Source organism: Aequorivita sp. IT1183 (assembly GCF_058068265.1).
The window spans coordinates 456,937-474,104 of the sequence record NZ_JBYRHS010000003.1 but is presented as its reverse complement, the minus strand read 5'-3'; the positions used below and the strand labels follow the sequence as shown (position 1 = coordinate 474,104).

At 35.9% G+C, this 17,168-nt stretch carries 18 protein-coding genes and 1 tRNA gene; 11 read left to right on the top strand and 8 right to left on the bottom strand.

Annotated features, from left to right (window positions below; all coding sequences use genetic code 11):
* Nucleotides 1-73 precede the first annotated feature (73 nt).
* The 4 genes from nadC (at nt 74) to priA (ending at nt 4,902) form a co-directional block, all read left to right on the top strand.
* Nucleotides 74-934 carry a carboxylating nicotinate-nucleotide diphosphorylase gene (gene nadC / locus AC3RVF_RS07780; protein WP_489693125.1) on the top strand — a complete coding sequence of 287 codons (861 nt, stop codon included), beginning with the start codon at nt 74-76 and terminating at the stop codon, nt 932-934.
* On the top strand, nt 931-1,845 hold the full coding sequence (locus tag AC3RVF_RS07775) for a YihY/virulence factor BrkB family protein (RefSeq protein ID WP_489689502.1): 915 nt from the start codon (nt 931-933) through the stop codon (nt 1,843-1,845). The genes nadC and AC3RVF_RS07775 overlap by 4 nt, the downstream gene beginning before the upstream one ends.
* 25 nt (nt 1,846-1,870) lie before the next feature.
* Nucleotides 1,871-2,299: a DUF2147 domain-containing protein gene (locus AC3RVF_RS07770; protein ID WP_489689503.1), complete on the top strand. Its 429-nt coding sequence runs from the start codon at nt 1,871-1,873 to the stop codon at nt 2,297-2,299.
* Between the two features lie 152 nt (nt 2,300-2,451).
* Nucleotides 2,452-4,902, top strand: a complete 2,451-nt coding sequence (gene priA / locus AC3RVF_RS07765; RefSeq protein ID WP_489689504.1) for a replication restart helicase PriA — start codon at nt 2,452-2,454, stop codon at nt 4,900-4,902.
* Here priA and AC3RVF_RS07760 read toward each other — a convergent pair.
* The gene (locus tag AC3RVF_RS07760; protein ID WP_489689505.1) at nt 4,899-5,612 is read right to left on the bottom strand and encodes a LytR/AlgR family response regulator transcription factor; all 714 of its coding nucleotides are present in this window, start codon (nt 5,610-5,612) and stop codon (nt 4,899-4,901) included. The two genes, priA and AC3RVF_RS07760, sit on opposite strands and share 4 nt — an antisense overlap.
* A gap of 211 nt (nt 5,613-5,823) precedes the next feature.
* On the opposite strand from AC3RVF_RS07760, the gene rpsF reads away from it, so the two are divergent.
* The 4 genes from rpsF (at nt 5,824) to AC3RVF_RS07740 (ending at nt 7,631) form a co-directional block, all read left to right on the top strand.
* Complete coding sequence (gene rpsF, locus AC3RVF_RS07755) at nt 5,824-6,162, top strand: 30S ribosomal protein S6 (protein ID WP_489689506.1); 339 nt, start codon at nt 5,824-5,826, stop codon at nt 6,160-6,162.
* Nucleotides 6,163-6,165: 3 nt separating this feature from the next.
* Nucleotides 6,166-6,462 carry a 30S ribosomal protein S18 gene (rpsR, locus tag AC3RVF_RS07750; protein WP_111881944.1) on the top strand — a complete coding sequence of 99 codons (297 nt, stop codon included), beginning with the start codon at nt 6,166-6,168 and terminating at the stop codon, nt 6,460-6,462.
* A gap of 15 nt (nt 6,463-6,477) precedes the next feature.
* Nucleotides 6,478-7,020 (top strand): 50S ribosomal protein L9, encoded by a 543-nt coding sequence (gene rplI, locus AC3RVF_RS07745; RefSeq protein WP_489689507.1) that lies wholly within the window; start codon nt 6,478-6,480, stop codon nt 7,018-7,020.
* Between the two features lie 137 nt (nt 7,021-7,157).
* A complete protein-coding gene (locus tag AC3RVF_RS07740) occupies nt 7,158-7,631 on the top strand; it encodes a DUF6495 family protein (RefSeq protein ID WP_489689508.1) in 474 nt (157 codons plus the stop codon).
* 64 nt (nt 7,632-7,695) lie between these two features.
* On the opposite strand, the gene AC3RVF_RS07735 is transcribed toward AC3RVF_RS07740, so the two are convergent.
* Nucleotides 7,696-8,937: an ABC transporter permease gene (locus AC3RVF_RS07735; RefSeq protein WP_489689509.1), complete on the bottom strand. Its 1,242-nt coding sequence runs from the start codon at nt 8,935-8,937 to the stop codon at nt 7,696-7,698.
* Between the two features lie 159 nt (nt 8,938-9,096).
* Here AC3RVF_RS07735 and hisS point away from each other — a divergent pair, with 159 nt between their 5' ends.
* A complete protein-coding gene (gene hisS / locus AC3RVF_RS07730; protein WP_489693124.1) occupies nt 9,097-10,467 on the top strand; it encodes a histidine--tRNA ligase in 1,371 nt (456 codons plus the stop codon).
* 132 nt (nt 10,468-10,599) lie between these two features.
* Here hisS and AC3RVF_RS07725 read toward each other — a convergent pair whose 3' ends face one another.
* Nucleotides 10,600-11,205: a hypothetical protein gene (locus AC3RVF_RS07725; RefSeq protein WP_489689511.1), complete on the bottom strand. Its 606-nt coding sequence runs from the start codon at nt 11,203-11,205 to the stop codon at nt 10,600-10,602.
* Nucleotides 11,206-11,528: 323 nt separating this feature from the next.
* Nucleotides 11,529-11,602 (bottom strand) — tRNA-Met (locus AC3RVF_RS07720).
* 204 nt (nt 11,603-11,806) lie between these two features.
* Between AC3RVF_RS07720 and AC3RVF_RS07715 the strand changes: the two genes are divergently transcribed.
* Nucleotides 11,807-12,193 (top strand): START-like domain-containing protein, encoded by a 387-nt coding sequence (locus AC3RVF_RS07715; RefSeq protein ID WP_489689512.1) that lies wholly within the window; start codon nt 11,807-11,809, stop codon nt 12,191-12,193.
* A gap of 57 nt (nt 12,194-12,250) precedes the next feature.
* A complete protein-coding gene (locus AC3RVF_RS07710) occupies nt 12,251-13,096 on the top strand; it encodes an aminotransferase class IV (protein WP_489693123.1) in 846 nt (281 codons plus the stop codon).
* Here AC3RVF_RS07710 and AC3RVF_RS07705 read toward each other — a convergent pair.
* The 4 genes from AC3RVF_RS07705 to AC3RVF_RS07690 all read right to left on the bottom strand — a co-directional run bounded on the left by AC3RVF_RS07705 (nt 13,093) and on the right by AC3RVF_RS07690 (nt 17,165).
* The gene (locus tag AC3RVF_RS07705; RefSeq protein ID WP_489689514.1) at nt 13,093-13,653 is read right to left on the bottom strand and encodes a YqgE/AlgH family protein; all 561 of its coding nucleotides are present in this window, start codon (nt 13,651-13,653) and stop codon (nt 13,093-13,095) included. The two genes, AC3RVF_RS07710 and AC3RVF_RS07705, sit on opposite strands and share 4 nt — an antisense overlap.
* A gap of 204 nt (nt 13,654-13,857) precedes the next feature.
* Nucleotides 13,858-14,130 (bottom strand): HU family DNA-binding protein, encoded by a 273-nt coding sequence (locus AC3RVF_RS07700; protein WP_489689515.1) that lies wholly within the window; start codon nt 14,128-14,130, stop codon nt 13,858-13,860.
* Between the two features lie 181 nt (nt 14,131-14,311).
* Nucleotides 14,312-15,262 carry a methionyl-tRNA formyltransferase gene (gene fmt / locus AC3RVF_RS07695; RefSeq protein WP_489693122.1) on the bottom strand — a complete coding sequence of 317 codons (951 nt, stop codon included), beginning with the start codon at nt 15,260-15,262 and terminating at the stop codon, nt 14,312-14,314.
* A gap of 4 nt (nt 15,263-15,266) precedes the next feature.
* On the bottom strand, nt 15,267-17,165 hold the full coding sequence (locus AC3RVF_RS07690) for a RecQ family ATP-dependent DNA helicase (RefSeq protein WP_489693121.1): 1,899 nt from the start codon (nt 17,163-17,165) through the stop codon (nt 15,267-15,269).
* Nucleotides 17,166-17,168: the final 3 nt, after the last annotated feature.

Sequence of the window (17,168 nt, the reverse complement as noted above, 5' to 3'; positions counted from 1 at the left end):
TTTGCGGTGCCGAGCGGAGCCGAAGCATCGTCCTTCAAACTTTTTAAAGTATTTTAGCTGAAATTTCCTTGCTATGATTTCAGAAAAACAATTCAACAAAGAAATAGACATCATCATTGCCAACGCTATAAGAGAAGATGTTGGCGATGGCGATCACAGTTCATTGGCTTGTATTTCAGAAGATGCTAGAGGCTCCGCAAAACTTTTGGTGAAAGACGAAGGTATTATAGCTGGGGTAGAATTTGCCCGCCAAGTTTTTGAATATGTAGACCCCGGTTTAGAACTCGATATAAAAATAAGGGACGGCAGCCCAGTAAAATATGGCGATGTAGCTTTTTATGTGTCAGGTTTATCACAATCTATTTTGAAATCGGAACGGTTGGTGCTAAACGCCATGCAGCGTATGAGTGCCATTGCTACTAAAACACACCAATATGTAAAATTGCTGGAGGGAACGAATACTAAAATTCTCGATACCCGTAAAACAACTCCCGGAATACGAGCTTTGGAAAAATGGGCCGTAAAAATTGGCGGTGGAGAAAATCATCGTTTTGCACTTTACGATATGGTGATGTTGAAAGACAATCATATTGATTTTAGTGGTGGAATAACGCAAGCAATTGAGAAAACGAAGCAGTATTTAAAAAGTCGTCACTTAGACTTAAAAATAATTGTTGAAGCAAGAAACCTAACCGAAATAGAAGAAATATTACAGAGTGACGGCGTGTATCGTATTTTGATAGATAACTTTAATTACGAAGATACCCGAAAGGCGGTAACCTTAATTAATGGCAAATGCCTTACGGAATCGAGCGGTGGAATAACACTTGAAACTGCACGAAAATACGCAGAATGTGGGGTAGATTATATTTCCAGTGGCGCATTGACGCATTCGGTTTACAATATGGACCTTAGCCTAAAAGCTATTAAATGAACGAAGAAGGCGAAAAGGAAATAAACATTCCTGTAATTCGAGATCTTGTACGAATTAGTAAAAAGATAAAACTACCCGCAATGGGCGAGTTTTCGTTGTATAATTTGCTGGATGTTTATGGAACTGGAATTTTAAAGGGAACTTTTTCCTTTCGTGCTAGTTCAATTGCCTATAGCTTTTTTCTTGCGCTCTTTCCATTTCTTTTGTTTTTGCTAAATATGATTCCAATAATCCCCATTGATGGATTTCAAACGCGATTTTTAATTTTTATTGAAGCGCTTTTGCCTGCACAGACAACGCAGTTCTTTTATCCAATCATTGCAGATATAGCGGTAAATCCCAGGGCAGGCTTGTTGTCTTTTGTGTTTTTCCTTTCCATATTTTTATCGACAAACGGAGTAAATGCTATTTTCAGTGCTTTTGAATATTCGTTTCATGTAACTATCAACCGAAGTTTTTTTAGACAGTATTTTGTGGCGTTAGTGGTTTCAATCTCCTTGGCACTGTTGTTGTTAACATCAGTTGGGGTTATTCTTTATGGCGAATATATAATTCACGACCTAAAGTCAAAAGCCTATATAGTTAATGATACTTTTTGGATTTCGTTCTTTCAATTTATTGTCTTTTTAATAATGATATACGTAGTTATCGCAACTTTGTATTATTACGGCACCAAAGAAGGTAAATCTTCGCGATTCTTTTCAATTGGAGCAGTAACAACCACGGTGCTATTTGTACTAACAACCTATTTTTTTGGGGTGTATATCAATAATTTTTCAAATTACAACGAGTTATACGGTTCCATTGGTGCACTATTGATATTGATGTTATATATTTGGATTAACTCAAACCTGTTGTTGCTTGGTTTTGAATTAAATGTTTCAATAAAGCGACTAAAAGAAAAACTTTAAAACTGAATTTAACACATTTAAAATTATGAAAAAAATACTTTTAACCTTCTCACTTATTGCGTTAACAGTAATTACTGCCGCTGCACAAGATGTAACAGGTAAATGGAAAACCGTTGATGATGAAACCGGCGAAGCAAAATCTATCGTTGAAATCTACAAAGACAATGGTAAAATTTATGGAAAAGTAGTAGAGATTTTAAATCCTGCGAAGAAAAACGCCGTCTGCGATAAATGCCCGGATTCTGATAAAGGGAAACCAATTTTGGGATTAGTAATTATTAAAGGTCTTGAAAAAGATGGCGATGAATATAACGATGGTACCATAATGGATCCAAACAACGGAAAAGTGTACAAATGCTACATTGAACTCGATGGCGCTAACAAATTGAATGTTCGCGGATATGTAGGCTTCTCTCTTTTTGGAAGAACACAAACTTGGAGTCGCATTAATTAAAAATTATTAAAAATAGTATCTTTAAGCCACCAATTTTGGTGGCTTTTTTATTCGGGAAGTAGGAAAGAAGGCAGTGAAAACTGAGACCGTATTTTCAACATCAAAGCGACCCAATAAAGAATTTATAATAGTAATAAATAATAGTTTTCCATTTGTATTTTATAGACGTCATTCTCCCAATTCCACTGAAACAAGCATTCACATATAGTGTGAATAAGGACGAAGCTGCTTTTTTGCAGCCTGGAATGCGAGTTGCAATTCCCTTTGGAAAATCAAAGGTTTATACGGGCATTGTGTATCAAGTTCATGACCAAGCACCGGTAGGTTACGAAACTAAATCTATAGATCATATTTTAGATGAAACACCTATTATTACAGCGCATCAATTAAAACATTGGGAGTGGATGGCGCATTATTATATGTGTTCTTTGGGTGAAGTAATCAAAGCGGCGCTCCCGAGTGCCTTTATGCTGGAAAGTGAAACAATTATTAAACTTTCTTCGAAAGAATTTAAAGATGAAGCTACGCTAAGTGATGATGAATATGTTTTATACGAAGCCTTGCAACATCAATCTTCTTTGCACATCAATGATGCGCGATCAATTCTGGATAGACGAAATATTGTTTCTGTGATTCAGAAATTGTTGGAGAAAAATATAATTGAAGTCGAAGAAACTGTATATGAACAGTACACTCCCAAACTAAAACGCTACATAAAATTATCTTCTGATTATACTTCCGAAGAAAATCTACGCCAACTTTTAGAAACTTTAAGCCGAGCTCCAAAACAACGCGATGTGCTAATGCATCTATTTATGTTGAGCAGCCAAACTAAAAAACCTATTAGCTCTACAGTACTTCAAAAGAAAAGTGAAGCTTCAGCCGCTACTTTGAAAACATTGGTGGATAAGGAAATTTTAGAAGAATATTACATTCAGCACGACCGCGTAGAATTTTCTGGTGATGCTTCAACAGAAATAAAAACGTTGAACGAAGCACAATTAGTGGCTTATCAACAAATAAAAACATCTTTTGAAACAGACGCTGTGGTTTTGCTTCACGGAGTAACCTCAAGTGGAAAAACTGAAATTTATGTTCGGCTAATTGAAGAAGTAATTAATTCTGGAAAACAGGTTTTATATATGCTTCCTGAAATTGCTTTAACCACGCAGCTAATTATTCGACTTCAAAAGTATTTTGGCGAAAAAATTTCTGTTTATCATTCCAAGTTTTCGGTTAATGAAAGAGTTGAGGTTTGGAAGAATGTGCTTGCAGAAAAACCGAAAGCACAAGTAGTAATTGGCGCGCGTTCGTCTTTATTTCTTCCTTTTAAAAATTTAGGACTTATTGTGGTGGACGAAGAACACGAACCGAGTTTTAAACAATACAGTCCGTCGCCACGCTACAATGCTCGCGATAGCGCTGTGGTTTTAGCAAATCTTCATAAAGCTAAGGTATTGATGGGTTCTGCAACGCCTTCGTTGGAAAGTTATCACAATGCAAAATCGGGGAAGTTTGGATTGGTGACGCTTAAAAAACGCTTCGGAAATGTTATGATGCCAGAAATTGAACTGGTAGATATAAAAGAAAAAACGCGTAAAAAACAAATGACTGGCCATTTTAGCGATCGTTTGTTAGAAGAAATGCGCGAAGTTTTAAGTAATGGCGAACAAATAATTCTTTTTCAAAATAGAAGAGGTTTTTCGCCAGTGGTTGAATGCACAACCTGCGGAATTTCGCCCCAATGTCCAAATTGCGACGTGAGTTTGACTTTTCATCAACAAAAAAATCAATTGCGTTGCCATTATTGTGGTTACCATATGGCAATGATGCATAGCTGTATGGCTTGTGGAAGCGAAACACTGGACACTAAAGGTTTTGGCACCGAACAGATTGAAACTGAATTAAAAACTCTTTTTCCAAACCACAAAGTGGCTAGAATGGATCAAGATACAACCAAGGGGAAAAATTCTTATTCAAAATTAATCGAAGCTTTAGAAAATGAGGAGATAGATATTTTGGTAGGCACGCAAATGCTTGCCAAAGGTTTAGACTTTAGAAATATTAGTTTGGTTGGAGTCATGAATGCAGACAATCTTCTCAATTTCCCAGATTTTAGAGCCCACGAGCGAAGTTTCCAATTGCTTCAACAAGTATCGGGTAGGGCAGGCCGCACGCAGAAACGCGGCAAAGTTTTAATACAAACGTACAACCCGTTCCATCAAATTTTGAAGCAAGTAAGTGTGAATGATTTTGAAGGAATGTACAAGGAACAGCTCGAAGAGCGCTATAATTTTAAATATCCTCCTTTTTACAGGACGATCAAAATTATTTTTAAAGATAAAAATTTAGGGCGCGTTCAAAAAGCTTCAATCTGGTTTGGGCAAGCGTTAGAAATTCAGTTTAAGGAAAATATATTGGGGCCAGAGCCGCCACCAGTGGGTAGAATAAAGAATAAATACATCATTAATCTTCTTGTTAAAATCCCCAAGAAGCAATCTTTGGAGAAAACGAAAAAATACATTGAAAACGTTTTGCGCACTTTCAATTCTATAAAAGAATTTTCAAGTGTGCAGACAACTATAGATGTAGATAATTACTAAATGTTGTGCGTTGCGGCTAAGGCATCAACCAAATCGGCCTTTCTATTTCGGCTTAATGGCAATTTGTCTTTATCAAGTTCTATTGTTTTGCTATTATAGCGCTGTACCTTGTCTAAATTCACGATATAAGATTTGTGAATTCTAAGGAAACGTTCGCCAGGTAATAATGATTCAAAAGCCTTCATGGTAGAAAGCACCACAAGAGATTCGTGTTCGGTTACTAATTTTACATAGTCGCCTAAAGCTTCAATGTAACGTAGTTCGTTTAAAAAAACTTTTCGTTTTTTGAGGTTGCTTTTTACGAAGATAAAATCTTCATCGTCAAAGCCTTCCTCATTTTTTAATTTATAATTAGTAATTGCTTTGTGTACAGCATTTAAAAAACGATCTTTGGCAATAGGTTTTCTGAGGTAATCTACGGCATCATAATCGAATGCTTTAAAAGCGTACTTCGTTTTTCCAGTAACAAAAATTACTTGAGGCTTTCTCTGGATATCGTCTAAAAGATCAAATCCTGAAAGAATTGGCATCTCAATATCTAGAAAGATAAGGTCAATTTCTGTAGAGGCAAGCCCCATTTTAGCTTCGATGGCATTCTTATATTCGCCAACAAGTTCAAGAGATGGGTGCATTTGAACAAGCTTCACAATAGAAAGTCGCTGCAGGGTAGAATCATCTACAATTGCGCACTTTAATATGGTTTTTTCCATAATAGTAGGTTTTACTTAAGGCAATAATATGGAAATTATCGATGAACTGCAACTATTTTGTGTTTAATCGTAAAAAATACACACTTAATCTATGTTTTTTATTTCTAAAGTCTCTTTAAAATAAGGTTTGATAATACCAAATAAAGTATTATTTTTGCACCCTCTTTGGCAGAAGGCCAAGGTTTTAATTATTAATTTTAATAGATTTTTTATGAATCATTACGAAACTGTTTTCATCTTAAATCCCGTTTTATCTGAAGATCAGATAAAGGAGACAGTAAAGAAATACGAAGATCTTCTTGTTTCTAAAGGTGCTAAGATGATATCCAAAGAAAATTGGGGCTTGAAAAAACTTGCTTACCCAATCCAGAACAAAAAAAGTGGTTTTTATCACCTTTTTGAGTACACCGTAGATGGTGAAGCTGTACATGAATTAGAAATTGAATTCAAAAGGGATGAGCGTTTTATGCGTTACCTTTCAGTGAGCCTTGACAAGCATGCAATTGCTTGGGCAGAAAAAAGAAGAAACCGCGATAAAAAATCAGCATAAATTATGGCCACACTACAACAACAAGCAAAAGGAAAAAAAGACGGAGAGATCAGATATCTTACTCCTCTTAATATAGAAACCAACAAAACTAAAAAATACTGTCGTTTCAAGAGATCTGGTATTAAGTATGTTGACTATAAGGATGCAGATTTCTTATTGAAATTTGTAAACGAACAAGGTAAAATTCTTCCAAGAAGACTTACCGGAACTTCATTGAAGTATCAGCGCAAAGTGGCTGTTGCCGTTAAAAGAGCACGCCATTTAGCACTTATGCCTTACGTAGCCGATTTATTAAAATAAAAAACCAGAGATAGTATGGAACTTATATTAAAAAAAGACGTAGAAAATCTGGGATTTACAGATGATCTTGTAACCGTGAAAAACGGTTTCGGAAGAAACTTTTTGATTCCACAGGGGCACGCAGTTCTTGCAACCCCATCGGCTAAAAAAGTATTGGCTGAAACTTTGAAGCAACGTGCTTTCAAAGAAAAGAAAGTTGTTGACGAAGCTAAAACACAGGCTGAGAAACTAAACGGACTTGAAATTAAAATCATCGCCAAAACAGGCGAAGGTGATAGATTATTCGGTTCTGTTACTAACGGAGATCTTTCTGACGCACTTGAAAAAGAAGGTGTTTCTATCGAGAAGAAGTATATTACTGTAGCTGGTGGCGCTGTTAAGCGTACTGGTCAGTACGATGCTACTATCCGTTTCCACAGAGATGTAGTATCTAACTTCGCTTTCGAAGTAGTTGCAGAAGCTAAACCAGAAGTTAAAGGGAAAGCTAAGCCAGAAGTAAAAGCTAAAACAGAAGAAAAGTCTGATGATAAAACAGAAGATAATTCTGAAGCAAATTAAATAACACGATTAATTGTATTAAAACCTTTCTCGTTTACGGGGAAGGTTTTTTTATTTTATCTTTTTTTTCAAAGAAAAGAGTGAAGATTACAAAGTAAAGCAAACGGATTACAGATAACTGTCAACAGAGAACTGATATGAAATACGCCAGATTAACAAAAGAACAATTTGAAGAGCTACATCAAGAATTTATAAATTTTCTTGCTACGCAATCCATCACTGCTGATGAATGGAAAAAGTTGAAAACTGAAACACCCGAAGTTGCCGAACAGGAACTCGACATTTTTAGCGATCTTATTTGGGAAGGGGTTTTAATTAAAGTGAAGTATATAGAGCACATTTCGCCTAACCAGTTAATGCTTTTTCATATTACAGATGCGTTTATGGAGTTGATTGCTATAAAAGTGGAAGATGAAACTATAGACATTACCACCCAAATTGGCTACAAATGGCTTCAGCAAAACATACATGATGATTCGGTAAACCTTTACACGTCTACCAAAGCAATTACAGACGATCGCAACAAAGATATTTTTGTATTGATTCAACAAGGTGCCGTAATTACTAAAGGAGAGCTTTATAATTATTTTGGGGATCTTCTGAAAGAATAATAATCAATTTTCAAATTATTCGGAATTTGGAATGTAATATTTGTGTTTTAAAAATTTACAGACCTTATTCGTATCGCAAACTTTCTATAGGGTCCAATCCAGCCGCTTTTGATGCCGGATAAGATCCTGCGATTACAGCTACAACAAAGGTTATAATTGTCGCCCAAATCATTGCTGTCCAAGGAAGAGTGAAATCGAACTCAAAGATTTTTGCAAAGGCGAAACCTGTAAGTACACCGAGAATAATTCCTAAAAGACTACCAAACTGACCAATTACAATCGTTTCCATAAAAAATTGGGTGGAGATTGTAGAACGTTTAGCGCCAAGTGCTTTCCGCACACCAATTTCGCGGGTGCGTTCGGTTACCGAAACCAACATTATATTCATTAACGCAATAGAAGAGCCAAGAATAGTGATGATGCTAATAATCCATGCGGCAGCTTGCAAATAACCAGTTATCATCGAAATTCGATTAATTAAATCGTCACTGCGCTCTATTCCGAAGTTATTTTCTTCAATCGGGTTTAGTCCCCGGATATTTCTGAATGTTATAATAGCATCGTCCTGGGCGGCCTCCATCATTTGTTTGTCGTCTACTTTTACACTTATATTGTAATTTATATTAGGTTGTGTGTAAATGCCGCGGGCAACTTGTACGGGGATTAGCACTTTTAAATCTTGATTGTTTCCAAAAGTTGAGCCTTTAGACTCTAAAAGACCAATAATTTTAAATTTCACTCCGCGAATACTAATTGTTTTGTTGATGGGGTCTTCGTTTTCAAAGAGGTTTTTCGTAAAATCTGAGCCTATTAAGCAGACTTTATTATTATTTTCAATATCGAAAATTGTAAAATTTCTTCCACGATCCACTTCGGTTCCGGTGTTGTCTAAATAATTTTCATTCACTCCATAAACGCGAATTTCGGGATCGGTCTTTTCAGAACCATATTTTACTTCGGCCCCTGCTGTTCCTATAAAAGAGAGCGATGTTTTGGTGAAGGGGTATTTGTATTTATCCGTAAATTCTCGAACGTTATTATAACTTATTATGGGGTTTATTTTTTCGCGTTCGCCGCCATTTCTGGATTGGACCGAAAATTCATACTGCTGAATATTAAACGTATTGGCGCCCATGGAAGCAAAATTGCCTGAAATGGTATTTTCCAGCGCAGCCACTGCGCTTAAAATGCCAACGAGCGCCCAAATACCAATCCCAATTATAACTATTGTTAAAATGGTTCTTAAGAGTTGGCTTTTAATGCTGTCCATCGCAATACGGACATTTTCCCGGAAAAGTGAAAACATATAATTAGTGTGTATTTTACATTAGACTGCAAAAGTGGGATAAAGTTACAGAATTCCTTCGAAGACATGAATCGCCTTTACGTAATCTTATTGTGGCAAACTTCATTATTATTTAGGATATTTGTCAATTCAAAATACAAATTCAAAAAACGTAGAATTTTGTCAAAAAAACCATCAATTCCTAAAGGCACCCGCGATTTCAATCCAGATGAAGTTGCGCGTCGCAATTATATATTCAGTACTATAAAGGATACATTTTCGCTTTATGGATTTCAACCAATTGAAACGCCGTCTTTCGAAAATAGTGATACCTTAATGGGGAAATATGGCGAAGAAGGCGATCGATTGATTTTTAAAATTTTGAATAGTGGCGATTATTTATCAAAAGTTGATGATAAGTTATATTCCGAAAAGGATAGTAATAAAATAACTTCAAAAATTTCTGAAAAAGCGCTCCGTTACGATTTAACAGTGCCATTTGCACGCTACGTGGTGCAACATCAAAACGAAATAACATTTCCTTTTAAACGCTACCAAATACAGCCCGTATGGCGAGCAGATAGACCTCAAAAGGGACGTTTCCGTGAGTTTTTTCAATGCGATGCCGATGTTGTGGGTTCAACTTCACTTTGGCAGGAAGTGGAATTCGTGCAGCTTTACGATGCCGTTTTCAGCAAACTTAGTTTGAAAGATGTAACAATTAAAATCAACAATCGAAAAATTTTAAGTGGAATAGCAGAAACCATAGGTGCGGAGGACAAGTTAATAGATTTTACTGTGGCGCTAGATAAACTCGATAAAATAGGCGAGGACGGCGTGAAGAAAGAGATGCGAGAAAAAGGTATTTCGGAAGATGCACTTCAAAAATTACAACCGCTTTTTTCTTTTAAGGGAAGTAACGATGAAAAAATTAATTCTTTAAAGCAATTGCTACACAGCTCGCAAATTGGGCTGAAAGGTGTGGAAGAACTCGAATTTATCGCAAATAATATTAAAACACTTGGTTTGCAGGCTGCTTCATTGCAAATTGATGTTACACTTGCCCGAGGATTGAATTACTACACAGGTGCAATTTTTGAAGTCTCAGCTCCTGCAGAAGTGAATATGGGAAGCATTGGTGGTGGCGGAAGGTATGACGATCTCACCGGAATTTTTGGCTTAAAAAATATGAGCGGTGTGGGTATCTCCTTTGGTTTGGACCGTATTTACTTGGTTTTGGAGGAATTGAGTCTATTTCCCGAAACTGTTTCAGAAAATAGCAAAGCGCTTTTTATAAATTTCGGTGAAAAGGAGGCTTTGTATGCAATGAAAGCAATCACTAACTTGAGAAAAGTAGGTGTTAAAGCAGAATTGTATCCTGATGAAGCAAAGATGGGTAAGCAAATGGGGTATGCAGATAAGCGTAAAATACCTTATACTGTTTTGGCTGGTGAAAAAGAAATGGAGGCGCAGTCTTTCACGCTTAAAAACATGAAAAGTGGCGAACAGTTTCAAATAACTTATTCAGAATTAGAAAAGCACTTAGCTTAGCCCAATTCCACCCGTGAACCCGATGGAGAATTGGCTCTATGAGGTTTTCGCGTTAACCTGTTTTCAACTTCTAAGCGCGCAGACTCAGATAGCAAACCAGCTATTTGTAGTTTCGTTATGTTGCTTAAAGTATCATTCATCTCCAATTTCATTAATTATTTTCTCGTAAGAAATAACGTAATCTATTTGTTTTTCTTCTGAAACATGCTTTTGCGGAGTTTCAAGAATTATAAAATCAAATAGTTTTGAAATTATTTTTTTAAGACGTTGCTCTGTAGTTAACACTGCATTATGTATATAATGTGCGACTATGGTAAGCACAACGGCAAGAGCCAAAAGAGTTACATAATAAGTTGTTATGGAATAATCTCTAATAGGCAATAAAATATAAATTGCAAAAAAGAAGCCTACAAAGAGGAATGCATTTGCTATATAGTTAATGGGCTTTTTTAAATCGGCTATAATATAGCCCGATACAAATTTCAACAACAAACCAGATGAAATTGCCATAATTGGTAGACTTATAGAAAATAAGAAAGAGGACATATACGCATAACCGAATAAGCCCTCTTTGTCTTCAATAAGATATATCATGTGTAGAAAAGGTGATAAAATCGCCGCTACACATAAAAATATTAAATATATATTAATCTTGTGGCTCCAAGTGGTCTGGAATCCCATTACAGTTTCTGTCGCTTGGGGGACATGATTTGTGCTTGTCGATTTGTTGTTCATCACTAATTTGATTTTCTGGGGTACAGCTAAAGGTTAGACCGGCTAGCATTACAATTGCGAATACATAATTTTTCATGATATTGAGTTTTAAGGATTAAATGTAAATTTAAGCCTTCAAACGACAGATATCAATAGGTTGAGCAATAACTTATTAACGCATTCTTAACAAATGTAAGTAAAATAGCTACAACTGCAATATGTTTTCGATAAACGGAATAAATATGTGTGTTCTGGTAAAAAGTAAAATATAATAGCAGAAGGTAGCGCAGAGCTTTCAAATTCTTCCATAAAAAAATCCCCTCAGAATTATCTTTGGGGATTTTTAGTAGCGAGAGGGGGGCACGATCCCCCGACCTCCGGGTTATGAATCCGACGCTCTAACCAACTGAGCTACCTCGCCGTGTTTATTATTGTAATAAAACTCAAGCTATATGCTTAAGCGGGTGCAAAGATAGAAACAAAATTATGTGTGGCAAATTTAAGTTTCAATATTTGTCATAAAAATTGCATCTTTCTCAACACGCTCTTTAAAATAAAAAATTTCAATCTTTAATTTGAGTTTAAGATTAATATCTATATATTGGGCATCAACTAACAAAAAGCTATGGAAGATAAAATTAAATATGAAATGGAATTCCCTATACAGGTTTCCCCTTCACTTTTATATCAGTATATTTCAACGCCTTCGGGACTTTCCGAATGGTACGCCGACAATGTAAATTCAAGGGGCGAATTCTACACTTTCATCTGGTCTGGAAGTGAAGAACGCGCAAAATTACTAAGTAAAAAGAGTCCAGAACGAATCAAATTCAGATGGATAGAAGATGAGGGCGAAGAGTTCTATTTTGAATTGCGTATTCAAGTTGATGAAATAACAAAAGATGTTTCATTAATGGTAACGGATTATGCGGAAGAGGATGAAATAGAAGAAGGAAAAATGCTATGGGAAAATATGGTTTCCAATCTAAAGTCAATCTTGGGATCCGTTTAAAATCCCTTTAAATTATAATACCTTTGCACCGTCCAATAAAAATGGGCGGTTTTTTTTATGGTAAATTTAAACGGAACATTAGTAGCGAATAACCAGGCAACGGTTACAACAGATAATAGAGGCCTCAATTATGGCGATGCCGTTTTTGAAACGTTGCGATATGGTGGCGGAAAGATTTATTTCTGGGAAGACCATTACTTTCGTTTAATGGCTTCTATGCGAATTCTGAGGATGGAAATCCCTATGAATTTTACTATGGAATTTCTGGAAGAAGAAATAATGAAGACCGTTAATTCTTCTGAAGAAGTAAACGCTACATTTCGTGTAAAAATGCTAGTATGGCGTAAAACTGGTGGTAAATATACGCCCGAAACCAACGATGTTGAATATACAATTTCGTTTGAAAAACTTGAGACGCCATTCTACATTTTAAGTGAAGAGAACTACGAAATTGAGCTGTATAAAGATCATTTTATCACCTCTAGTTTACTGGCCACCCTTAAAACAACTAACCGACTTATAAATATACTTGGCAGCATTTACGCTAAAGAAAATGATTATAAAAACTGTCTTTTGTTAAATGAAAAGAAACAGGTTGTTGAGGCACTGAACGGAAATATATTTTTGGTTTCAGGCAATTCTATCAAAACACCGCCACTTGCAGATGGTTGTTTAAACGGTATTTTGCGCAAACAACTTATTGCAATTATTAAATTGATGCCAGAATTTTCGCTTGAAGAAATCTCGGTTTCACCATTTGAATTGCAGAAAGCTGATGAAATTTTTATTACAAATACAATTCAAGGAATTGTTCCCGTAACAAAATATCGGAAAAAAGAATTTGTAAATGCTACTGCGAAGTTGTTATTGCCAAAATTGAACCTTAAGGCAAGAATGAGTTAGTTGAAGCTGGGATTTTCTGGGGCATTAGACCATAATATATAATCTCCACCAAATTCAATCATTTTTTCTTTCCAAAAATTTATATTGGTTTTGCCTATAATTTTATTGTCATAATCGTTTGGCACTACTACCCAACTATTAACTTCTAATTCCTGTTCCAGTTGCTCGCTTTCCCAACCAGAATAGCCAAGGAAGAAACGAATTTGGTCTTTTTTTAATTTGTCTTCTTTTAAAAGATCAACAATTGCACTAAAATCGCCACCCCAATAAATACCACTAGATATTTCTATGCTGTCGGGAATAATATCAGGAATGCAATGAATAAAATACAGATTATCTTGCTCTACTGGACCTCCGTTAAAGACAGGAAGCTTAGAATTTATCTCCGGCACAAAATCACGAAGCTTGTATTGTAAGGGCTTATTGAGAATAAACCCAACAGATCCATTTTCAGTATACTCGGCTAAAAGTACTACTGAACGATTAAAAGAAACATCACCAATTATTGATGGTTCTGCAACTAATAGGAGGCCTTTGGCGGGTTTTAGAGTGGTCATAGAATATATTCAATACATTAAATCTAAGTAATAATTTTAAAAATACCAAAAAATTACTAAACTGATGTTTAATTTAAATTTAATTGAATAATTATGATAAAATGTTACGAATTTTCAATTTGCTCAAAATCAGTCTTATAAAAAAAATCCTTCTTTTCAACTTAATGAAAAGAAGGACTTAAAATTTTGTAAAATATTTTACAATTAGTTTACGCTATTTTGTAAATCTGAGCCAGCTTTGAATTTAACTACTTTTTTAGCAGCAATCTTGATGGTTTTACCAGTTTGAGGGTTTCTTCCTTCTCTGGCAGCTCTTTTTGATACTGACCAAGATCCGAAACCTACAAGTGATACTCTGTCACCTTTTTTAAGAGAACCTTCAACATTCCCTAAGAAAGACTCTAAGGATTTCTTAGCAGCAGCTTTTGTAATTCCGGCATCAGCTGCCATTGCATCGATTAAATCTGATTTGTTCATAATTTTTTTAAATTAAATTGTTGGTTAAACTTCGATTAATTGCTCTACAAATTTAATAGGAATATCCGTTCAGGCAAGTAACCACGCAGGAAATCATTATTATTGTTAATAACTTAGACTGTTTGTTAATAAACATGACGTGTTTTTTAAGAAATTTAACCAAATCAGTGATAACAAGGGTTTACAATAGTTTCGAATCGTCCTCAAAAGAATACCCATTCAACAGCGCAGAAACATCCATTTTTCGTTTTCCGGGGAGTTGTATTTCCTTAATAATGATGAAACCCGCTGAACATGCTACTTTCAGTTCTTTTTTTGAAGCTTGGATAGTTCCCATTTCTAAATTATGGTCGTCCATTTCGAAACTAGCCGCATAAATTTTCGCTTTTAATTCCTCCTTATTATTATACAAAACTGACCACGCCACAGGATAGGGAGAAAGACCTCTTATAAAAGCATCTATTTCTAGTCCAGGTTTTGTCCAATCTATTCTTGTATTCTCTGGAGTAAGTTTTGGAGCATCTTTTAAATCACCGCTTTCGGGTTGTGGTTTTGGATTAGCATTTCCTTTCTCGATTAAATTCAAGGTTTCCAATACAAGTTCACTGCCTTTAAGCATTAACTTATCGTGAAGGGTTTCAGCGCTTTCATTTTTTTCAATAGGAATTTCCTTATTCGCGATTATGGAACCGGTATCGATCTTTTCGTCAATAAAAAATGTGGTGACGCCAGTTTTTTCCTCCTTATTAATAATAGCCCAATTTATTGGCGCCGCACCTCTATATTGTGGAAGCAACGAAGCATGAAGATTAAAGGTGCCTAATTGCGGCATTTGCCAAACTGCTTTTGGGAGCATTCGGAAAGCCACTACTACTTGAAGGTTTGCATTTAAATCTTTCAACTCTTTCAGAAAAGATTCGTCCTTTAAATTTGTGGGTTGAAGGACGGTTAAGTTTTGCGAAACGGCATAGTCCTTTACCGCAGAACCCAAAAGCTTTCTGCCGCGGCCCGCAGGTCTATCTGGAGCGGTAATGACGCCCACAATATTTTGGCCCGTTTCAACCATCGCTTTTAAAACCCCAACAGCAAAATCGGGAGTTCCCATAAATACTATTCTCAAATCGTTATGCATTTTTTCAGTTTAAGTAATATTGGTTTTTCGGATTTATTTTTATCTTTTCGGCATCCATTAGAAGACGGATAACCTTTAAAACATCAGCTTCGGCAAAAGTAAGTTTTTCTGAAATCTCGCGCGAACTTAATTCTTCCCCTTCAAGAAATGCAAGTATTTGTCTTGCCATCTGCCGAACTTCACCTTTTGAAAGTTTTGAAGTTTGCCCTTTACAAACCGAACATATACCACATTTTGAAGCAGTAGTTTCACCAAAATAGTTGACTAATTGCACGCTTCGGCAGGTTTTGGTGTTTTCAATATATTGTAAAACCGAATTAACTTGGGCCGTTTTTTTACGATTTAATGCTTCTACTTCGCGCGAAATAACATTGATAGTTTTGTCGTCTTCGCGCGGTATTAAAAAGGTGAGCGTAGCATCGGTTATCTGCAAAGTCATTTCCACAACTTGGTCGCGTTGCATTTTATTCAAAACAGCAATAACTGTTTCAATGGATTGCCCCGTTTTGGTAACAATTAAATCTAAATTAATTGAAGTGGGCATTTCAAAAATTCCACCGTAAATTCTTAGTATTGTTTTGCCGATGACGGAGGCGGTGATGTCTTTTTCAAAATAAGTTAAAACTTTTTCTGAAGAAATTAAGAAATGGACCATGGATTTACGTCCAAATTCCTGCGACAACTGAATAACGCCCAATCGGTCTAAGCTGTTTAAGGCATTATAGGCAAGCAAAGTATTTAAGGTGTATATTTTACAGAATTCAGAAAAACCGAAATTATGTTTTGTAAATTCTCCTTCACCGTAGGGAATCTGAAAATAATTGTTCAGCGTGCGATAGATTTTTTTTAAATCTGCAGTGGTAGGCAGCGATTCTATAAATTGCTGCTTTACGTATATTTTATCGTATTCATTATAAAGAAGCACTGCAGAAGCATAATTGCCATCGCGCCCTGCTCGACCGGCTTCTTGAAAGTAGCTCTCTAAACTTTCGGGAATTTGAAGGTGAATTACAAAACGCACATTTGGATGGTCAATTCCCATTCCAAAAGCATTAGTTGCAACCATTGTAGAAAACGATCCATTGCGCCACGACTGTAGCTTTTGAGCTTTTTCTTTAGCTGAAATTCCGCCGTGATAAAATGTTGCCGAAATTCCTAAACTGTTAAGCTGTTCGCTTATTTCGACGGTGCTTTTTCTATTTCGAACATATACAATTGCAGAGCCAGTATTGGTTTTTAGCAGCTGCTCGGTTTTATATAGTTTGTCTTCTTCTTTAAAAACTTGATACGAAAGATTTTCGCGAACAAATGAATTCCTATAAATTACAGGAAGTTCCATTTTTAATTCAGAAATAGTATCTTCTAAAACTTCGGGCGTCGCAGTGGCAGTAAGTGCTATAATGGGAACCAAGGGATGAATTTCCCTAAGTACCGTTATGTTTTTATAGGCTGGTCTAAAATCATTTCCCCATTGCGAAATACAGTGTGCTTCATCTACCGCAATGGAGTTAACATTCATCTGCCGAATGTAATTTTTAACTATCTCTTGCTGCAGTCGCTCGGGAGAGAGGTAAAGAAATTTGTAATTTCCGTAAAGAGCATTGTCTAATAAGGTATTTAACTCATCGAAAGTAATTCCGCCGGTCAATTTTAAAGCTTTTATGCCGTGATCTTTTAATGCATTTACTTGGTCGCTCATTAAAGCAACAAGTGGCGAAACTACTATGCAAATACCGTCCATTGCCATAGCGGGAACCTGAAAACACAGTGATTTTCCGCCGCCGGTTGGCAATAATGCTACCGTGTCTTTTCCATTTAACACAGACGCAATTATGTCTTCCTGCATTGGTTTGAAGGAAGTAAACCCCCAATATTTGTTCAGGATGTCGTGGACATTTGTCAAATT